Here is a 19,961-nt window from a genome sequence, read left to right on the forward strand (position 1 = left end):
TGCTTGTTTCTTATGCACGCAATTCCAATCGTGCGAGATACCATCTGAAAACAAGCAACGGACCGCAATGGACGCGACACAATCTTTCCCCAAGCACGCTCTGCCGACACTCGGTGCGATCACCCCATGGGTCGGGCAGACAAGCAACGTGTGGATGTATCGGCAGTTTGAGCAATTGTCGGATCAACTCAGCACGATCGTGACTTGGGAATACCACAACCGCGACCAGTTTCCGATCGACCCGACCAAAATCCAGTTTGTTCCTGAACCGTTTGCCGAACCGCTGCATGGATTCCCACGCACGGTTGATACGTTCTTGGGTGCCAAAACCGGGGGCGAGCGCTACGGCAGCAAGTTTGAACAGTGGTTGGCCAATCACTTCGTCGCCGCGGGCGTGGAAGGTGTCCTGGCCCAATTTGGTCAATACGCGATGGTTGCGGAAGTCGCCTGTCGCCGCGTCGGCATCCCAGTCTTTGCGCACTTTCACGGGCACGACATGAGTGCCCGCTTGCGCAAGAAACGTTACCGCCAAGCGTTCGCGTCGCGATGGCATGACTTCGCCGGCATGATCGTCGTGGCAAGCTATCAGCGAGACTTTCTGCTCAGCCAAGGATTTGATCCGTCGAGTATCGCATTGATCCCCTGTGGCGCACCGACACAGCACATCGCCCGCGTCGCCGATGAGATCCGCAAACATTCCAATCGCGACGACTCGATCGTCCGTTATCTGTTCGTTGGTCGGTTTGTTGAAAAGAAAGATCCCATCGCCGTCTTGCAGGCTTTCCGAATCTGTCATGGCAGCCACCCCAACGCCCGATTGCGGTTGGTGGGCATGGGGCCGCTGGAGGAAAAGCTGCACCATTGGGCTTCGATTCAAAATCCCGAGTTGCGTGACGCGATCGAGTTCCTTGGACCGCTATCGCCTCAAGGGGTGATCGAAGAGATGGCGAGTGCCGATGTCTTTGTCCAACACTCCCGCGTGGCACCGGACGGGGACATGGAAGGCTGGCCGGTTTCGATCGCAGAAGCCATGGCGGCGGGATTGCCGATCGTCGCGACACGGCACGCGGGAATCGTCGATCAAGTCATCGAAGGTGAGAACGGATGGTTGTGCGACGAAGGCGATTGGCAACAGATGAGCGACGACATGGCTCGCTTGGCCGCCGACGCGAACATGAGAACGACAATGGGAACGCGATCACGAGCGCGCGCGGTCGCCTTTGACAGCGATCACCAAGTCCTCCAGCTCCGCGAATTCATCAACGACAAGCTGATGTCACGCTCTCATCGCGCCGCCGCGTGATTCAAGCACGGACGGCATGACCAACTGATATCACGTCAGCTTGGAAAGACGAGGAAGGAGTTTCTGGTATGCCTCTTGTGATGGTAGTCGCCGTGCGTGAATGTGTTCGCAGATAGCGAGGCGAGCGTCGGGAAGTTCTGATCAAGGTGAGTAGACGCCATTGCATCTCTTGAGACACTCTCGCTACGTGATGACACCAGCATTGGTCAACTCTTCGCGGAGTTTTGCCTCTAGCTCGGAAACGTTTTCATGAAACCGATGTGAAACGACACCTTCCAGATCAGATGGAAGCTTGATGTCTCCTTTCGTCAAAATCAAAATATTTGCAAGGGACACACGAGAGATAAAGTAGCCGAGTTCGATGAGAACATTTGGTCTTGGTTGAAAGTATGTTTTTCCTTGATTTGTAACCCAGTCGTCGGTTGTAAACAAAGCAATCGCATACTCACATTCGTCAGCCATCCTGCGAAATCGATCGAGCCAAGATGTTGACCCACCGCCGGTCAACTCGCCTAGAATCTGTGGACTAGCTCCAAGCTTTAGAAGGATGTCTTTGAGTTCACGCCATTTCGCCTCGTCGTGTCCATGGATGATGAACACGTCATTCCTTGATTCTTCGGAGATCTTGAAAAGTGCGTCGTCGAAGTACGGTTGCCATGGCATTTCGCGAAAATTGTCGACATTCCAGGCTGGCAAAGTCACGCTGTCAGTTGATGCCGCGTAAAACACGATGAGCCCCGATGGCTTTTCAGAATCTGGATCAACGATGTAAGTGCGCGCCATTGGGCAGGTTGCAGTACCAATGGCCCTAAACAAGCCCGGATATGCGTCGACAAGTTCTTCGGCCTCTGCCCAAGTGGCCTCAACCTCAGTTCGCAATTGGTCGCCACGCTGCCCAAATTGAGGTGCGATCCGATTGAAATCTGCTTTTTGCGACAGAAAGCAGAACTCAAATCGAATGCGTTTGGCCAACTGTTTCAGGATCAATTTCTTGTGGAGTTTGATCGTTCGGTAGAAAGAGGCCCCCACGCAAACAACTCGATTGTTCGCAGATGAATACAGTTCCCCGACTCGAACTTCCGAGCTCGCTCCGCCGTCAAATACCGGTTGTGCCATCGTGACAATTTTCCAATGCAAAAAGATGAATCCGGGACAACAGGTCCCGTAGTGGTCGATTGAGATAGATAACCAATAGTACTGCTATGGCTTGTTGTGCGTTACGTTCCTGGACGCTAATCAGCTACCGACTGTTCGTACGCAAGGTCATTCCTTTCGCAAACCAAGTCTAAAGATTGTACTTTACCTGAAACCTGAAAACGATAATGGATCTCACTGCACCGGCGTCGCGTTCGGTTGGCCGTGAAAAAGGTGTATCCGAATCGAAATCATGAGTTGGATCGGTGGCGAAAGTGGAGGGACTTTCAGCGTGTCCCGACTCTGGCCGAAACTTCTGACGTGTTGTGCGATCCTAAATCTGAATGAGACAAAGCACTAGGTTACTTTGGGTTTCAGACCGTTTCTTGTGGCGACGGCGGTTGTGGGATCTTCGGGCCAGTGGTGTTTGGGGTATCGACGTTTCAGCTCTTTGCGGACGACGCCGTAGGTGGTTTTCCAGAAACTGGCCAAGTCGTCGGTGATCTGCTGAGGTCGGTGATTCGGTCCCAGCAGGTGCAGTTGCAAGGCAACTCGCCCTGACGCGATTCGTGGCGTTTCCGACCAACCAAAGATCTCCTGAATACGAACCGCCAACAACGGTGCTTTGCCCGGCTCGTATCGGATCTCGTACTGGTTACCGCTGGGGACGGTCAAACGCTCGGGGACGTGCCGGTCCAACTCGCAGAGTTGTTGATAACTGAATCGCCCGCGAAGGTGATCCAGCCAGGGAGCATTCTGTAACTGTGCCATCGTCGTTCGCGTGCTGCAGAGTTCCATCAGGATTCCCCGTAGAGCCTCATCATCGATGATCGGAAAACCTGCCGCCGGGGGATGCTCTGCTGCAAACCGCAATCGCGTGATCAAGCTGCGTGTGGCCGATTTGTCGGATCCCCACAAGGAGTCCATTTTCGACATCGCATGGGATGCCAAGAGCTCAGCCGCCTGCGGCGACGGTTCACAGGCGACTGGTGATTCGCTGAGCATGAGATCGTCAAAGTACTCACGTCGGCGGGCGACGACGGCCTGCAGCGAGGGGTGAAAGAAAAGTTCGTCACGAGTGGCGCGGAGCGATGGCGGCAGCCATGATTCTTGGATCGTGCATGCCATCCGCACCAATGCCTCGCGGCCTTTCCCATCCGCGTCCAAGCACAACAGCAAATCACTGTCTTTGACTCGACTGGATCGAGCGAGCTGAACGCCGCGTCCGCCGACCATCAAGCCGCGATCACTGCCCGGCAGTCGGCGCAGCGCGACGCGGTCTGGAAACGCGACGATCAACGATTTGGCGAACCGTTGGTGCAAGTCTACCGGATCGCTCTGATGGCTGGGAGTGATTGGGGCGGACGGTGTTGGTGCGACGGTGAGTTCAATCTGCTTGCTCAGGTTTTCGGCCACACGCAAGATGTTCTTAGCCGCTGCAGGATGAATGCCAGGGACGAAGCGTCCCGCGGCAAAGTCTCGCAGCATTGCAACTCGCTGCATCAGTTCACAATCAACGCCGTGCGATGCGGTGTCTTGAAACGGTGTGTCGGACTTGTCAAACGGGCTTCGTTCACTCAGCAAAGCGGCGGCAAGGGTGGCCCAGTCGATGACACCATGCTGTTGGGCTTCGATCAACAGTCGCGAGAGACGCGGGTGCAACGGCATCGCCACCATCTGTTTGCCCATCTCGGTGATGCCGCATGAATCATCGATCGCGTCCAACCGACCGAGCAGGCGTTGTGCCGACTCGATCGCTTCGTCACGTGGCGGCGTGACCCAGGGAAACTGAGTCCAGTCTCGCTCGCCCCAAGCCGACAGCATCAGCGCCGCCCCGCTGAAGTCGGTCCGCAGGATTTCGCAGGCGGTCTGTTCAGGGCGAGCGCGATGGGTGTTGGCGGTCCAAAGACGCCAGCAGTGTCCCGGCGCCGTTCGGCCTGCACGTCCCGCACGCTGCTCCGCCGAGGCTTGCGAGATCGGCTCCAATCTCAATTCGGGCAGCCCGACACGGTCGTCGAAACGCAGAACGCGAGCCAAGCCGCTGTCGATCACGCCGGTAACGCCAGGGATGGTCACAGACGTCTCCGCGACATTGGTCGACAGGATGATCTTTCGACGTCCGCTCTCGGAAAGAACGCTGTCCTGTTGCTCGGGAGACATTTCGCCAAAGAGTTTTTGAAGGTCGAAATGATTGTCCAAACCGGCGAGCGACAAACGCTGTGATGTGCGATGAATCTCTCCCACGCCGGGCAAGAAAACCAGCAAGTGTCCTGAAGTCTGATCAACTGCGGAGCGAACGACGGTGGCGATTTGATGATCGATCGGCTCGGTGCTGGGATGCGGCGCGTAGTGAATCTGAACGTCGTGGGCGCGACCTTGGCTTTCAATTGCGACCGCATCGTCGATCAATTCCAACACCGGCTGAGGGTCCATCGTCGCCGACATGACCACCAATTGCAGTTCTGGACGCAGCGTGGTGCGAATCCTGTGCAGCATGCCCAACGCGAGATCAATCTCCAGGCTGCGTTCATGGAACTCGTCCAAGATCACACAGGAGACGTCTTCCAAGAGCGGGTCACTGGTCAATCGTCTCAGCAGGATACCGGTTGTCATCGCGATCAACCGAGTCGTGTTGCCGACTTGGCGATCAAACCGCACGTGGTACCCGACCGATTGGGCGATCCGTTCATTACGCAGGCTTGCCAGACGCAGGGCAGCGGATCGGGCCGCCAGACGCCTGGGCTGGACGAGCAGAATTTGGCCGCTTCCCAACGCCGGCCGATCAAGGATCTCGGGCGGCACACCGGTGGTCTTGCCTGCACCGGGCGGCGCCCTGAGCACCACCGTCCGCCGAGCAGCCAACGCGTCGATCACCTCGGGCAGGATTTCGGTAACGGGCAAGCTCTGCAAGATCGGGTCCTCGGGACGCGAACCCGATCCAGCGGTCGCTGTCCATATGATGCTGTGAATATCGAATCAAATCATTGCAGCCGCTACGTTCCCTGCGACCGGTGTATCCTCGGACGCCGAACAGACCGAGAAACGCTAAGGAGGTCTGCCGACCACCTACCTGCGACCTACGGTTCCCAGATGCTCTTCATTAGACAGCGTCCGTCAAGGCAGTCAATCTAACCCCAAGCATTCGTCGTGTCCGATACCCTCTCGTCGTCGCCGCAGAATTTAGCCGCCAAATTGGGTGTCGGCGGGGTCGCGAATTCAATGGGTGCCGCGACAAAGCAGAAACCGGATCGGATCGCGAACCGATTCGTTGCGGCACCTGACTCCAGCGCGATCGTCGCCAGCTTGTTTGTAGGGCCGAGTCACGCAACGGCAGAAAAGGTCACCTGTCAGATCGCCGATTTGCACCTGGGCGGCTGTGCGTTGCGGTATCAGACCCGTGCCGCCCTGGAGACGGCTTTGGCGCGTTTGCATGTCGCTGATTCGAAAATCGGCTTGAACTTGGAAATGATCGGCCACGTCTGCTGGAGCCGGCAAACCGGTCTGGGCACCTTCACCAGCGGTTTTCAGTTTCACCAACCGTTGTCACCCAAGGTGATCGATTCACTGCTACGTGAAAACCGCATCACACGTCGAGTTCATCATCGCGTCGACGTCGACTTGCCCGTGGCGGTTCGTCAAAACCTGCCTTCGTTATCGCTCAACGGCTCGCGACTGGCTTCGGTTTCCCCGGGCGGCGTGCAACTGACGACCAGCGAACCGTTGGAATTGAAATCCAAGCTGCTGTTGATTCTGCCCAACGGGACGACGGCGGTGGCAACCACGGTATGGTGCGTTTGTGGCGACGACGATTTTTCTTCTGGTGCGAAGTTCGTGTCGCCCGACCAAGGACGCCACTTTCACGATGTGTGCGTGGGGAGATAGAGACGAAATCGCGTCAGGGGTTGCCGGGATTCTGGTTCGCCGCTTGAACCGATTTTTGATACTGAGCGAATCGTTCAAAGTCGGCCTGCCACCGTGCCAACGACTGACCTTGCAATGCGGCGAATCTTTCCGGCAATGTCAGCTCCGTCCACCATCGTTCCTGAGGAACATTCCATGCAGGATCAAGAAACGGCCCCGGCTCGTCGCGCACCCAATCGTTGCTCAACCATCCTCGTTGAACCTTGGTCAAATCGGCATCGGGGTCGATGATGGGAACGGGGCGTCGGCCGTTGAGCGATGTCAGTGCCAGAACATAGACACGGCAGTCGGATTGCCCCATTTCCCAAGCCAACTGTTGGATCTTGAGGGCGGCCTGCTGAATCATCTCTGGGTCACGCACCGCGATTTTTGATTGGTACGGCGTCATCACCAGTGTTGCGGGCGCGTACAAAAATCCGGTGTCGTTTTCGATTTTGAACCACGTCAATGATTCTTTGTGTCGCAACATCATCCGCCAAGCAAATCGGTGTCCGCGACCATTCCAACTCGCGTCACCCGGCATCAACCAGTGTCGAAAGGGCAGCAGCAATTGAACAATGACGTAGATTGCGGCGATGCAAAAACCAATTCGAGACAAGCGTCGGTGGCGAATCTGTTTGTCGGTTTGCAAACGGATGGCACCGGTCGTCCGCAATAGACGTCGTGTCAGTCCGGCAATCAGTTCCGGCGGAAAGAACACGTACAGCGTTGCCAACATGAACCATGGAAACACGCCAATGTTGAACAGCACGGCATTGGTCAGGTGGAACCCCAAAGCCAACCCGATGGCGATCGCGCGTGTCTTGTGGAACATCAACAGCGGAACGATCAGTGCGTCAAAAACAAGTCCACCGTAGGCCATCAACCACTTGGCCATCGGCAGCGTCAAATACGGTCCGATGATCGAAGTGCCGGCACTCGCATGGAGGAAAATTTCGGCCGGTTGGCCCGCCAGCCAATCCGCGTTCAGTTTGGCGATCGCACCATAAACGTAGGGCAATCCGAGTTGAAAACGCAGCAGCCACAGTTGCCATCGCGGGATCCGGCGACGCTGACGTTCTATTCCCAAACGCGAATCCACCGAGAGGCGGCAGGACGCAGGCAGGAATACCAGCAGCGCGGCGCAGCAGATCAGCAAGTAATCATGATTGTTGTAGAGCTGCCTTTCCAGCAACAATATATAGAGCATCGATAGGCTCAATGTCGCGGCAGCCAGACGGGTGAGAAACCCGATGATCAGCGCCAGAGCGGCCAGTTGAGTGATCCGAAAATGCCAGTAGAGTCCGTCACCAGGCCAGAGCTGTACCCAGTGAAAACCCGGATACTTGAACAGCATTCTCGGCTCAATGAACAGCGATCGATAACGATCGTCCGAGAGAAAGTGCTGCGCCCAACTGGCGATGGTGAACGCCAGGATGACACGAAAAACGATCAAGAACGTCGGGTCGACTCCGAGCCACATTTGACGGAAATCGAATCGTGCTCGCGATGTCGTGCCGGGGATCGAATCGCTAGGTTGACTCATTTCCATCGTCGGATTTGTTGCTACGACAGAACCAGCTCTTGATGGTTTGCCAAGCCGATTGCAGGACTTTCTTTGGCAGTCGACCGGTGATGATTTCAGCGGTCCAGGTTTCTCGATCGGCATCAAAGTTGTGCCAGAGAGCATCCAGGTAGGGCTGTGATGCTTCCGAGAGCGACACATAGAGCCCTCGCTCGGCAATGTCGTCCAAGCCATCGCGGTAGTGACGCAGGATATGTTCGTCGAAAAGGCTGCCGGCAACGGTGACTCCGGATAATGCACCACGGCTGGAAAGCGACAGGCGATTGATTGCGAACATCGTCATCGTCGTACCGACAGCCCATAGCCCCGCATTGGATTGCGAAGCGGCGTCTTCCATTTCGTTCCACATCCGTTCAATCTCGGATTGGGGAATCAGTTTCATGGGATCGACGTTGCGGATTTCATCCGAAAGCTTGGTGATCGTTTCCGACACGGCTTGGACGCTGATCGGCGGCGCTTCCATGGCTCCCACTGCGCGATCACTTGTTTTGTGAAGCGCGTCAACCAAATCGGAGACTTGGTCGATGCTCGACTCGGCATCAATGATGCCTTCGCGTTTGAGTTCTTCGCTCAGCTTTTTGAGGTAGTGGCTGGAGCCGTACGCCAAGTCATTGAAAACGGCCAGCACTGTCAACGGAGAAAGATGCAATGTGGCGGCACCCGCAAAATCCACCAAGCCGCTGACAGCTTTCTGCGCCAACTGAGTCTCCTCCTCCGTGGCCGACGCGTTGGGATTGGAGACACCGCCGACATCATGAATCATGATGTCCAATGCTTGCTGGACAAACGAGCGATACGTGCGAGAGGATCGAAACGCGGCAGGGATCACCCAGCCAGCCGTTTCATTGACCAGCCCGCCTACCACCGCCGACGCACTGCGCGCGGTGCGCTCGGGAAGCGAGAGTCCGTAGACCAACGTTCCGATCAAACCAGGGTCGGATTGTGGGGGGCCGTCTTCCTGAAGCGTTGACACGAGGTCCCTGCGGACAGGATTGGCAATATCGACTTGAGATGGGTCAACCTGCAGGGTATCTGATTGCAGGGTGTCTGACTGTGGGGCTGGGGGCGAAACTGTTGTCGATTTCGAATCGGTTTCAACACTCGATGGAGGGTTCGACATGGGTAGCTTCGCGAGGAGTGAAGGGTTACAGGGCCGATTGTGCGGAGATCAATTCAACTCTCTGTTGGCCATTGACATCCACGATGTTGCCCAACGCGATCACTTTGTCGATTGCCGGTAGTGATTTTCCGCCTGGCAACTGGACGTTGATCACCGAGCCGCCGGGCAATGTGATTGTCTGACCGTTGACATTGGAGCCAGGGCGGCCGACCAACAGCACGCCGGACGTTGGACGTTTGGAGTAATTCATCCAGTCTCCGGCGAGGCTGGCGAAGTCATCCAATTCGGGGATCTGAACTAGATCGCTCAGCAACGTACGGATCCTGTTACTGTTTGTCGCACCGGTGAGTTCGCCCACACGACAGATGCGGACAAACACCTTGGCAATGTCTTTCTTGCTGACATCCGTCGACGTCGAGCGGAGGGCGGCCAATTCGTCGATACTTTGCTCGGCGATATCACAGTATTGAATGATCTCGGGTGACTCGACGACCGGCGATGGAACTGCGGGCGGCGTGACTGCTGGGGGCCGTATTTCTGGGGCCGGATTCGTGGCGATCTCGGGCGCTGCTGGCGGATTCTTTTTGGGATCGCTCGACTCAATCACCGGCTTGGCTGCTTCCACCGTCGCCGATGCGGGCTCGACTGCCGGGTCGAGCGATGGCTGGTCGCTGCTGGCCACCTTGGGCGCTTCGGCCAGATCGGGAGTGCTTTCGACCAGCTCCGGCTCGCTAGTGATCTCCAGACTGGGCGGCGTTTGTACCGAACCAATATCCGGTCGTGGATTGGGCATCGTCAACTCAATCACTTCGGCTTCCGGCTCCGCGGGCGGTTCGGGTGTGGTGCCGGGGAACACCAACAACATGTTGTCGACGTTCTCTGCAGGTGGCTCTGCGGCCAACCCCTCGTTGTTATCCGTCGCGTTCTCGGCGGGTTCATTGGATGCGACGGATTCGGCCGCATCCGGCATGTCAGCCGGGGGAGTGTCTTGGGTGGGTGCGCCGAGCGTGTCGTCGATGGAACCGTCTACCAGATTCTCCAAGTCGATGGTCATGACATCCGGATCATCGGTGTTCTTAGGATTCAAGTCCGGTTCTGGCATACCGATATCGTCAGGATCGATCGTGGCATCCGAAGTGGCATCGGACGTACCCGAGGCGACCCCCATTGCGTCTTTTCCGGCAGTGGCAATGTCGCTTTCCGCGGGCACCAGCGTGCGACCTTGCGAAGGCTTTCTGGTGGACGGGCTGCTCGGTTCGTTAGTGTCGGAGTCGTCGGTCAATCGGGGAGGGATCGCTGCGGCGGTCCGCGAGGGGCGACTGGACGATGAGTTATAGGTTCCATCGAGCGGCCAGAATCCCACGTTGGGCAGACGGCCCATTGCAAACAGAATGCCGCCAGCCAGCGGTATAGCGAGCCCTGCTCCCAGCCCATAAGCCAACAATTGGCGCAGTGGCGATTTCTGTTTTCGACTCGATCGGTTTCGCTCGTAGTACGATCGCTGATCGGCGGCGACAGGAACCTTTGCCTGGGGAGTGTCGATTGGGAAATCGGCTTGCTCCATCGGTTCTTCGTCAGCGACGGAATCCATTTCCAATGATTCCAGAGGCTCGGATTCCAGGCCGGCTACAACATCGTCGGTTGGGCTATCGTCGGCTGAGCTATCGCTTGAGTCATCGATCCCAGTGGCTGCGACTTCGGGGTTGGCGACTTCGGGGTTGGTTTCGTCCCAGGTATCCATCAACAGCGTTGCGTCTTGGCCGGCGTCGGCGATGGTGGCATCGATGGATGGAGGCTCGTCGCTTTCCACGGCGATTGGTTCGTCATCGGCCTCAGCAAAGAAGCTTTGCAGTTCTTCGTTTTCCGAAAGTTCGTCGGGGTCACTCGACCACTCGATCGTCTCCTCCGTCACAGGACTCGCGTCATCGACGTCATCCAGAACCGAGAGCGTGTCGGAGTCCGAGCCGGTGTCGAGATCGAGCACGCTGGCGTCAGAAAAATCGGCGTCATCGGTATGTGATTCAGCAGCTTGCGGCGAGTCTTGTTCTGCCCAGTCGTTTTCAGATTGCTCATCACCACGCGTCGCGGCAATTCCGGCAACCATGCCAGCAGCTCCACCGGTGAAAGCAGCCACGGCGGCGTTGGAGAATGCGAACGGATTGTCGGTCGCCGACAGTGGTGGGTCGCTTTGCAGATCTTGTGATGCGGCCTGATCGCCGCCTGGAAAATGACCCAACGGTGTGCCCGGGCCGGTCACGTCGTCGTCCGAGTCGGTGTCATCAAGCGGCTGGCCGAACGCGGGCATCGCCGATGCTGAGGCGAGTTGCGCTGCGGGCGCGTCCCACAGCAACGGCTGCCCGTCCGCGCCGACAACCTTCAACACCGGCGGCAAGGATTTCAGCCAGCCGGCGGCGGACACGGATTCGCCACACCAAGGACAATCGGCGGACGCATCGGACGGCAGATCGGCCGAAGGCAATCGGACGGACTCGCCACATTCAGGGCACTTCGCAGAAAGCATGAATTCACCTGGGAAAAATTATGGAAGTCCCAAAGTTTAACCAGATCGCGACGATTTAGCACGGGAGCGAAAAAGGCGACCCAATCGGGAAAGCCTCGCAGCGGGCGAATTCGCGGTTTTTTACCACGTCGATCAAGTTTTAGCCTTATTTTAACGCCAATCTTGGCACCAATCCTTGGTTTGGACACCGCTGCGAATCCGCCATTCTCTCAGCTCCGCTAGCAAGCGTTCCTTGTGTTCCGACGCTGCCGGATTGTCCCACAGGTTGGTCAGCTCCTCTGGATCGGCGATCAGGTCAAAGAGTTGCCCGTCCGGCTCGTCCAAAAAGTGCACCAGTTTGTGCGTCTTGTCCCGTACCATCGTCATGAACTTGCATCCCGTCAGCACCGCATCCTGGACCTGTTCACAGTACACAAATTCTCGTCCGACAAAGTCGCTGCCGTCCCCATCAAACGCCCCCGCCAGCGAAACGGCTTCCATGTCCTCGGGCACTTCGATCCCTGCCCACTGCAAGATGGTCGGCCCCAGATCCATTTGTTGAACCAACGCGTCAACATGTCGCCCGCCACGAAAACGATCGGGCGCCCAAACGATCATCGGCACGCGAGTGATCTGCTCGTACATCGTCCACTTTTGACTTTGCCCGTGATCACTCAAACAGTCACCGTGGTCGCTGGTGAAGATCACGATGGTGTTCTCGAGATACCCGTTTCGCTCCAGCGACTGCATGATCTGGCCTACTTTTTCATCGATCATCGTGACGTTGGCCAAATAGTACGCGCGCTGTCGGTGCCGCTGCTGCTGCGTCGGATGCAGATTCATCAGCACCGAATCGTGGTCGATCTCTGAATTGTGTACACGTAGCTCTTTCAGTGCTGGCGGCAACGACTCAAGTTCACTGTCGGTCACCGGCAACAGCGGCAAGTCCTTGTCGAGATACGGCTGCGCATAGCGAGGAATCGGATCGTACGGAGGATGCGGTCCGGGAAATCCGATCTGCAAGAACAGGCGGTCTTTCTTGGGTGTCGAGTCCAGCCACCAACATGCCATGTCGCCGACAAAGACATCCGGATGTGTGTCTTCCGGCAGCAGCCAATCGAACGCACCCAATGCGTTCTGATAATCGTCCCGTAACCGATACAGTTCGCGTTGTTGCTTGACCAGTCCACGGAAACGCAACGCCTTGTCCCACTCGTCAAAGAAGTACCGGCCCTCCAGGAAACGGTCTTTGTTCTCGACCACAAAGCGTTCATGAAATCCCAGTTCGGTCAAATAGGGCCAAGTATGCATCTTGCCGATGTTGGTGCAGTAGTAGCCCGCTGCATTGAGCCGCTCGATCCAACTGTGACGCCAGCGATCCGCATTCTTGAGGATCCCCGTGGTGTGCGGATGGTAGCCCTTGAACAGACTCGCCCGCGCCGCGGCACACGAAGCCGCAGTGACATGGCATTGATCAAACGAGACGCCCTCGCGAACCAAGCGGTCCAGATGAGGAGTGTCCATGTGCGGGTAACCCAACGCCGCGATCGTGTCGTAACGCTGCTGGTCCGTGATGATGAAAACGATATTGGGGGGATTCATGGGCGGGCTAAGATTCAATGTCGGGGCGGCTTTCTTGGGGATCATTCACAAACACTCGAATCGCCCTAACCCGGATTACTCATCAGCCGGCACGCATGAGCAGTCCAGTGCCTAAAACCCGTGGCCTGACGGCCAGCGGCTCAGGGCGTATGACACCAAAAAGCGTTTGATAGCACAACCATGCTAAGCGGGACGACCTCGTGTTTCACAATGTGTCTTGCAACGTCGGGTCGGCCGACAGTATAGAAGGCGAGACACCGGACGACTTGCGTATTACTAATGACGGCATTTGCGAGAAGGAATTCGCGCCCATGATTCAGCTTCAGGAACTTGCATGGCTCGTGGGAGGGCAGTTGTTGGGCGACGGTGAAGTCCAATGTGTCGGAGCGAATCCTCCGGACATTGCCGGAGAAAACGAGATCACGATGATCGACGATGTCTCCAAATCGGGCATGCTCCAGAGCACCAAGGCGATCGCGGTGGTCACGCCGGCAGTTCTGTCGGACTGCGAGTTGATTCAAGTCGTGGTTCCGGACGTTCATCAAGCTTTCACGACGATCGTTTCGCAATATCGGCCCCCTGTTCGACGTGGCTTGCCCGGCGTCGGAGTCGATTCATCGGCCCGAATCGCACCCACGGCTCGAATTCATCCCACGGCGACCGTTTGCGCGGGCGCAAAGATCGGGCAACGCACCATCATCATGCCCGGCGTTGTGATCTTGCCCCATTGCAGCATCGGCGACGACTGTACGATCCACGCATCGGTGACGCTCTACGAATACACAGAAATCGGTGATCGCGTGACCGTTCACGCAGGCACCGTTCTGGGTGCCAATGGTTTTGGTTATCGACAAATCAACGGTCGCCATGTTTCGACCGCCCAACTGGGCTTTGTCAGAATCGGAAGTGATGTCGAGATCGGCGCCGCCGTGACGATCGACCGAGGGACATACGGTGCGACGAGCATCGGCGAAGGAACCAAGATCGACAATCAAGTCATGATCGCCCACAACTGTCAGATCGGCCGCCACAACCTGTTGTGCAGCCAAGTGGGAATCGCAGGCAGTTGCCGAACCGGCGACTACGTCATCCTTGCCGGCCAAGTCGGCTTGAAGGACCACATCACTTTGGGCGACCACACCATCGTCGGTGCCCAAGCCGGTGTGATGGACGACTGTAAGGGCAACGAAGTCTACTTGGGGTCACCCGCGACATCGCAACGCGAACAGATGCAGATCATGGCGGTGCAACGCCGCTTGCCCGAGATGCGTCGAGAAATCAAAGCCCTACGTCGCGAACTGGAAATGCTGACGCGACAGCCGAAGGCAACGATCGACATCAACTCCAAGAATCGCAAGGCGGCATGAACACTGGTGGCATCAAAACCGGCGGCATCAAAACTGGCGGCGGTTATCGGAGCTCGCTGTGGTCTCAGTGGTTCGCCCCGCAGTCATCCCAGCCCGACGCATTGCCCCCCATCGGTTTGATCGCCGGTTGGGGCAGTTTTCCCGTCGAGGTCGCGTGCGAAATCATCCAAAGCGGTCGCGGCGTCGTCTGCATCGCGATCCGGGACCACGCCAGCAAGGATCTGGAATCAATTTGCGACCATGTCAAATGGTCAGGCGTCGGCAAGATCGGTGCTCACCTGCACTACTTTCGCCGACGCGGGGTCGAGCAAGTCACGATGGCGGGCAAGCTGTTCAAAGCCGACCTGCTGTTCTCCGGATCCGTCTGGTTGAAACACTGCCCCGATTGGCAAGCCATCCGGACCTTTGCACCCTGCTTGCTCGGTCGCAATCGCGATGCGCGTGACGACAGTCTGCTGCTCGCGGTCACCCAAACCTATCTGCGCAGCGGCATGGAAATATGCCCTGCCACCGATTTCGCTCCGGAGCTACTCGTGAAACCAGGTTCCATCGCTGGTCGCCAGCCCAACGCCAAGCAACAACGTGACATCGAATTTGGTTGGCAAATCGCCAAGCAAATGGGTGGCATGGATATCGGTCAAAGCGTCACCGTCAAGGACGGTGCGGTGCTGGCGGTGGAAGCCGTCGAGGGGACCGACGAGTGCATCCGTCGGACCGGACAACTGTGCCGCAAAGGTGGATGGACGCTCGTGAAAGTGAGCAAGCCGAATCAAGACATGCGATTCGATGTTCCCACCATCGGTCCTCAAACGATCCAAAATGTGTGCGACGCCGGAGGATCGGTCATCGCAATCGAAGCCGACAAGACGATCCTCGTGGAGCGAGAAGAAACTCTACGCCTGGCCGCAGCAGCGGGCATCAGCATCGTCGCACTCTCGGCGGAAAGCCTGTCAGACAAGTTGGCTGCATAGCACGAGATCTGACTCATTCGGTTGGGTTGAGCCATTCAATCTCAGGGTGACCCACAACAGACACCTCCACCAAGGAACTTGGGGGAGGTCGAGCAGAGCCGTCCAGGTGAATGCGAGGGAGGGGGCCTGTCTGCGCAAGTCAATGATTGGGAATGGTAAAACGCTTGGCGGGGCACGCTATCGACTTGGAAAGTCGAGCGACGATTGTCGTTCGACTTTCAAAGTCGAAAACGAACACTAGACTCGGGAACCGGACGCTATCGCGTGGCGGGTCATAAATTATCCACGGCTAACGCCGTCGGCTCACCTGTCTGGGCGCAAAAAAACACGCCGCGATTCAACTCGCGGCGTGTCAGTGGGTCTCAATGAATTCAATCGCTGCACAGATCACTCTGCTGCGGCGGCTTCTTTCTTCTTCTTGCCTTTGCCTTTGGCAGCGGCGGCACCACGTTGCATCGTCTTGGGCAACTTGGCCTTTTGCTCGTCGGTCAGCATCGCAAGGACAGAAGCTTGAAACTTCATTCTCGCTTCATTCAACTTGCCCATCGCTTCGGATTGCTCAGCGGTCAAGCCTGCTTTCTCATGCGCGGCTTTCATCACTTCCTTGCCCTTGATTTGTCCGGCTTCACGGATTTCCTTTTGTGCCGCAGCAAGTTTCTTGCTCAACTCGGGCGTCAGCTTGGCGGCTGCAGTGAGTTCTTTCATTTCAGGAGCAAGCTTCTTGCCCATCTCTTTGATCTTCTCTGTTTGCTCGTCGGTCAAACCGACCACTTCGAGCTTCTTGATCAGTGCAGCGGCAACGTTGCCACCACCCTGTCCTTTGCCCTTGCCCTTTTTCTCGGCGTCGTCCGCGGCGAAAGCCGGAACGACCATCAGGGCAGTCAGCAAAACCAACGCAACGGATTTCAACTTCATCGCTGTTCTCAACGCATGGAGGGGTGAATGGGGAATGACGGGGAGAGGTTCCCGCGGGGCCGCTCATTTTACCTTCCGCCGAGTGTGCAAGGCATCAACCAAAACGCAAAAATTCCAGATATGCTCCCAGTCCGGACCAGCCAAAAAACCAGACAATGTTGAAGGCGACGACGAAAGCCCCTAAAGTCAGCAATTGGCTCTGAGCCCCCCGCCATTTCCTTTCCCTATTTCACTGCTCTGATAGCACTGCGCGTATGAACACTCGACCTTCTCGCCGCCGGTTCCTTGCCGCCTCCACCGCTGCAGTCTTGGCCCCCGCCATCCTGACGTCCAAACGCACTGCAGCCCAAGAGGTGATCGGATCAGGAGACCATGTCTACCACTGCAATCACACGTTCACACAACTGCCGGAGAAATACCGCTGGCAGACCACGCACAACGTTGCCGTGGACCCAGACAACAACCTGTACGTCATCCACGAAGGCTTTGCGACGCAGCCCAACCACCCGTCCATTTTTGTGTTCGACCCCGAAGGCCGATTCGTGCGTGCCTTTGGTGAGCAATTCCAGGGCGGCGGCCACGGGCTGGACATCCGCGTGGAGGAGGGAACGCCGTTCTTGTACGTCACCGGTTATCAACAACTCAAAACCATTTGCAAACTCACCCTCAGCGGTGAGTTGGTCTGGCAACAGTACGCGCCGATGAATAGCCAACGGTACGCGGAGGGCGAAGCCAGTGATCCCCAGCAGAAATGGGGGAGGGATCGGTTCATGCCCACCAACTTTGCCTTTCTACCCGACGGAGACTTTCTCGTCGCCGACGGCTATGGCGCCTACGTGATCCATCGTTACGACATCGATGGAAATTGGAAAAGCCACTTCGGCGGCTCGGGCAAAGGCGAAGGCACGTTCAACTTGCCGCACGGCATCTGGATCGACGACCGACCCAACGGTGAAACCGAAATCGTCGTCGCCGACCGCGCCAACAACACCCTGCAAATGTTTGACTTGGACGGCAACTATCGAAAGACCGTGCAAGGTTTCGGATTGCCCGCCAATATCGACACCCACGGTGACCTGATGTTGGTCCCCGAATTGGTTGCACGTGTTTCTCTGCTGGACCGAAATCACAACACGGTGGCGACGCTTGGCGACGACCGAGAACGCATTCTGGCGGACAAAGCCGAATCCAAGGGTTTCAAGATCCGGACCGATGAGTCACTCTGGCAACAAGGAAAGTTCGTGCACCCACACGACGCGTGTTTTGATAACGACTGCAATATCTATGTCGCCGAATGGGTCGCCACCGGTCGCGTCACCAAACTCACTCGGGCGTGAACCCAGCGTCGGTTCGATCCTGACGCGGATTCAACGGCATCGTGATGATGAGGCCCGCCGTGCGGTCTTCATTGCTGTTGCGACGCTTGACATGGCACTTCAGACATTGCGAACCAAGTCGTATCGGGCCGGCGTAGGAATATTGGTCCCCATCGATGCGCTCGGCATAAGGTTTCCCAGCGGCAAGTGACTGCACAGCTGACTTTTCAAACTCCGTTTTTGCAACATGGTCGATATTGACCACGTCCGTATTGACGACCAACCACTTCATCCGCACGTCATAGCCCTCTGCCATCTCGTGAAAGACGTCTTCGAGGGAAGCAGACGGAATTGCGTGGGCGTTCTCTTCGTCAAAAAAATCACGATGCATGATCTGGAGCGTCCCACGCACCAGCTCGTGCAACATCTTGGCACGCATTCGAGCTTCGGATGCGTCTGGCAGCCCATTCGTCTGATTGGAACTCGGTGCATTGGTCGACGGATCGTCTTGTGCACCAGCGATCGCAAGCGCAACGACGGTCAGGAAAAAGAGGCCGAGTAGGAGTCGTGGTTTCATTCGTGCGTACGATCGATGATAGGTGGATGGTCGCGAGTTTCATCACGGATAGCTTCATCACGGATACAGTACAGATGCTGGCCAGTGCGGATCAGCAGGCTGTTGCCCGCGACCGCTGCAGCGTAGGCGGTGGGATCGCCGTAAGAAAACATCTGATGAAGTTGGTTCTCGGGCATCCCGGCGAACACTTTTTCCGGTCCGGTCTTCGGAGCCGCCAGATCATCGGGAACAACATTCGCACGACGTTGCTTTTCCGCAGCATCTCGAGCGGCCAGCATCTCGTCGACTTCCCACAGCGGATTGCGTGCGACTGGATCAAAACGATCACCGGGACGCAAGACGAGTGTGAAGCCGTTTTTCATGACAAAGTACACCAACGACGCGCCGCGTGAATCGGTCACGCCGATCGCGGAAGCCCAGCAGGGATTGCCGATGCGTTTGGCAAAGACCTGTTCGCCCGTCTGGTCGTTGATGCAGTACAGCACGCCCACTTTGTTGACATAGTAAACGTATCCGGCGAAAGCCAGCGGCGTGGAGTAATACGAGTTCGCTCGCTCGGCACCCCAGAGGACTTCGTAGCCCGGCTTGCCGTCAACCATGGTCAGCTTGATGCAGCAATTCGATGCCGCCGTAGCGGTCTCGTCCGATGCGCCGCCGTACATCGTGGTGGACCCGACAAAGACTCGATCGCCGACGACGCTGGCCGATGGAATATGATTGCCTTGCAAACCACCGAGTTGCCACAGCGACTCCCCGGACTGTGCATCGAAGGCGTCCACGGTATCCGCCGAACTGGTGATGACCAGTTGACGATCCCCGCAACTTGCAATCACGGGTGTCGACCAAGAGGGAACTCGCTCGCCCCGTTCGGCTTTCCATGCCACTTGGCCGCTCTCCTTGTCGATCGCAACCAAGTACGAGGGTCCATGGTGATCGATCAAAACAAACACACTGGTTGCCGTCTGACAAAGTGAGCTGGCAACACCTCGCTCGTTGTCGACTACGCCATAGGTTTTGATGATCGGCGTGCTCCACAACGTCTGCCCGTCATGATTCATCGCCGTCAAATCGCCGCTGGCAAAGAACGAGTAGACCGCGTCGGCATCAACCACACAGGTGGGCGCGGCGCGACTGTTGCGAAAGTAGTTCTCGACCTGTGTCGTCGCTTGCACCCGACGCGTCCAAAGTTTCTCGCCGGTTTGTAAATCAAACGCGTGCACTTGGCACTCTTCTTGAAACGGTCCGTCGCTCGATGTGAGGAAGACCCGATTTTCAAAAACAACCGGCGATGATTGTCCATAACCGGGAATGTCTGCCCTCCACGCTATGCCTTGCTCGGAGGACCACACGGTGGGCAGTTCAGCTACCGTGTTTCCGCTGCCGTCACCACGAAACCCAGTCCAACCGTCGTCGGCCATCAGCGACATCGCCGCGAAATTCAAAACGACAATCCAAACGGAGAACCACCACAACACGCAACAGCGACGCAAGGCAACGAGGTCGGAGGCATTCATGGCAATCGATCAGGTCAAAAAACATCTCGGCGTGTTCCACGCCCGAAGTCACGCTGTACCAAATTGTACACCTGTCGGTGCATATTGTGGGCTGCGTTTTCTCAAACCCTGCAGATTTCCGAATTCGCTTGCCTTGTCTGCGGAGTGTCGGCAAACC

At 57.0% G+C, this 19,961-nt stretch carries 14 protein-coding genes; 5 read left to right on the plus strand and 9 right to left on the minus strand.

Going from position 1 to position 19,961, the window contains the following annotated elements; translation table 11 throughout:
- The first annotated feature begins 67 nt into the window (after positions 1–67).
- Positions 68–1,303, plus strand: coding sequence for a glycosyltransferase family 4 protein (locus Pla52nx_RS01625; protein ID WP_146517814.1), 1,236 nt, complete (start codon positions 68–70; stop codon positions 1,301–1,303).
- A 183-nt stretch (positions 1,304–1,486) separates the two neighbouring features.
- Here Pla52nx_RS01625 and Pla52nx_RS01630 read toward each other — a convergent pair whose 3' ends face one another.
- Both Pla52nx_RS01630 and hrpB read right to left on the minus strand, forming a co-directional pair.
- Positions 1,487–2,419, minus strand: a complete 933-nt coding sequence (locus tag Pla52nx_RS01630; protein ID WP_146517815.1) for a TIR domain-containing protein — start codon at positions 2,417–2,419, stop codon at positions 1,487–1,489.
- A 375-nt stretch (positions 2,420–2,794) separates the two neighbouring features.
- Positions 2,795–5,347 (minus strand): ATP-dependent helicase HrpB, encoded by a 2,553-nt coding sequence (gene hrpB / locus Pla52nx_RS01635; RefSeq protein WP_197454167.1) that lies wholly within the window; start codon positions 5,345–5,347, stop codon positions 2,795–2,797.
- Between the two features lie 237 nt (positions 5,348–5,584).
- Between hrpB and Pla52nx_RS01640 the strand changes: the two genes are divergently transcribed.
- Positions 5,585–6,319: a PilZ domain-containing protein gene (locus Pla52nx_RS01640; protein WP_146517817.1), complete on the plus strand. Its 735-nt coding sequence runs from the start codon at positions 5,585–5,587 to the stop codon at positions 6,317–6,319.
- Between the two features lie 13 nt (positions 6,320–6,332).
- On the opposite strand, the gene Pla52nx_RS01645 is transcribed toward Pla52nx_RS01640, so the two are convergent.
- The 4 genes from Pla52nx_RS01645 to Pla52nx_RS01660 all read right to left on the minus strand — a co-directional run bounded on the left by Pla52nx_RS01645 (position 6,333) and on the right by Pla52nx_RS01660 (position 13,144).
- The gene (locus Pla52nx_RS01645) at positions 6,333–7,883 is read right to left on the minus strand and encodes an HTTM domain-containing protein (protein ID WP_197454168.1); all 1,551 of its coding nucleotides are present in this window, start codon (positions 7,881–7,883) and stop codon (positions 6,333–6,335) included.
- Positions 7,870–8,895: a hypothetical protein gene (locus tag Pla52nx_RS01650; protein WP_231741573.1), complete on the minus strand. Its 1,026-nt coding sequence runs from the start codon at positions 8,893–8,895 to the stop codon at positions 7,870–7,872. The genes Pla52nx_RS01645 and Pla52nx_RS01650 overlap by 14 nt, the downstream gene beginning before the upstream one ends.
- 172 nt (positions 8,896–9,067) lie before the next feature.
- A complete protein-coding gene (locus Pla52nx_RS01655) occupies positions 9,068–11,563 on the minus strand; it encodes a hypothetical protein (protein ID WP_146517819.1) in 2,496 nt (831 codons plus the stop codon).
- A 150-nt stretch (positions 11,564–11,713) separates the two neighbouring features.
- A complete protein-coding gene (locus tag Pla52nx_RS01660; protein WP_146517820.1) occupies positions 11,714–13,144 on the minus strand; it encodes a sulfatase family protein in 1,431 nt (476 codons plus the stop codon).
- 311 nt (positions 13,145–13,455) lie between these two features.
- Between Pla52nx_RS01660 and lpxD the strand changes: the two genes are divergently transcribed.
- Positions 13,456–14,511 (plus strand): UDP-3-O-(3-hydroxymyristoyl)glucosamine N-acyltransferase, encoded by a 1,056-nt coding sequence (lpxD, locus tag Pla52nx_RS01665; RefSeq protein WP_146517821.1) that lies wholly within the window; start codon positions 13,456–13,458, stop codon positions 14,509–14,511.
- Entirely contained in the window at positions 14,508–15,482 is a 975-nt protein-coding gene (locus tag Pla52nx_RS01670) for an LpxI family protein (protein ID WP_146517822.1), read from the plus strand. The genes lpxD and Pla52nx_RS01670 overlap by 4 nt, the downstream gene beginning before the upstream one ends.
- 387 nt (positions 15,483–15,869) lie before the next feature.
- Here Pla52nx_RS01670 and Pla52nx_RS01675 read toward each other — a convergent pair whose 3' ends face one another.
- Positions 15,870–16,397 carry a hypothetical protein gene (locus Pla52nx_RS01675; RefSeq protein ID WP_146517823.1) on the minus strand — a complete coding sequence of 176 codons (528 nt, stop codon included), beginning with the start codon at positions 16,395–16,397 and terminating at the stop codon, positions 15,870–15,872.
- A gap of 254 nt (positions 16,398–16,651) precedes the next feature.
- On the opposite strand from Pla52nx_RS01675, the gene Pla52nx_RS01680 reads away from it, so the two are divergent.
- Complete coding sequence (locus Pla52nx_RS01680) at positions 16,652–17,734, plus strand: hypothetical protein (protein WP_146517824.1); 1,083 nt, start codon at positions 16,652–16,654, stop codon at positions 17,732–17,734.
- Here the strand turns inward: Pla52nx_RS01680 and Pla52nx_RS01685 are convergent.
- Positions 17,721–18,290 carry a c-type heme family protein gene (locus Pla52nx_RS01685; RefSeq protein ID WP_146517825.1) on the minus strand — a complete coding sequence of 190 codons (570 nt, stop codon included), beginning with the start codon at positions 18,288–18,290 and terminating at the stop codon, positions 17,721–17,723. The two genes, Pla52nx_RS01680 and Pla52nx_RS01685, sit on opposite strands and share 14 nt — an antisense overlap.
- Complete coding sequence (locus tag Pla52nx_RS01690; RefSeq protein ID WP_231741574.1) at positions 18,287–19,804, minus strand: PQQ-binding-like beta-propeller repeat protein; 1,518 nt, start codon at positions 19,802–19,804, stop codon at positions 18,287–18,289. Before Pla52nx_RS01690 ends, Pla52nx_RS01685 begins: the two co-directional genes overlap by 4 nt.
- Between the last annotated feature and the right edge of the window lie 157 nt (positions 19,805–19,961).

The sequence above is a fragment of the Stieleria varia genome, from assembly GCF_038443385.1.
Taxonomy (GTDB): Bacteria; Planctomycetota; Planctomycetia; order Pirellulales; family Pirellulaceae; genus Stieleria; species Stieleria varia.

Coding starts and splice junctions, on each gene's coding strand:
- Pla52nx_RS01625 (WP_146517814.1), top strand. CDS start 68: ATGGACGCGACACAATCTTTCCCCAAGCACGCTCTGCCGACACTCGGT.
- Pla52nx_RS01630 (WP_146517815.1), bottom strand. CDS start 2,419: ATGGCACAACCGGTATTTGACGGCGGAGCGAGCTCGGAAGTTCGAGTC.
- Pla52nx_RS01645 (WP_197454168.1), bottom strand. CDS start 7,883: ATGAGTCAACCTAGCGATTCGATCCCCGGCACGACATCGCGAGCACGA.
- Pla52nx_RS01655 (WP_146517819.1), bottom strand. CDS start 11,563: ATGCTTTCTGCGAAGTGCCCTGAATGTGGCGAGTCCGTCCGATTGCCT.
- Pla52nx_RS01660 (WP_146517820.1), bottom strand. CDS start 13,144: ATGAATCCCCCCAATATCGTTTTCATCATCACGGACCAGCAGCGTTAC.
- lpxD (WP_146517821.1), top strand. CDS start 13,456: ATGATTCAGCTTCAGGAACTTGCATGGCTCGTGGGAGGGCAGTTGTTG.
- Pla52nx_RS01670 (WP_146517822.1), top strand. CDS start 14,508: ATGAACACTGGTGGCATCAAAACCGGCGGCATCAAAACTGGCGGCGGT.
- Pla52nx_RS01675 (WP_146517823.1), bottom strand. CDS start 16,397: ATGAAGTTGAAATCCGTTGCGTTGGTTTTGCTGACTGCCCTGATGGTC.
- Pla52nx_RS01680 (WP_146517824.1), top strand. CDS start 16,652: ATGAACACTCGACCTTCTCGCCGCCGGTTCCTTGCCGCCTCCACCGCT.
- Pla52nx_RS01685 (WP_146517825.1), bottom strand. CDS start 18,290: ATGAAACCACGACTCCTACTCGGCCTCTTTTTCCTGACCGTCGTTGCG.
- Pla52nx_RS01690 (WP_231741574.1), bottom strand. CDS start 19,804: ATGAATGCCTCCGACCTCGTTGCCTTGCGTCGCTGTTGCGTGTTGTGG.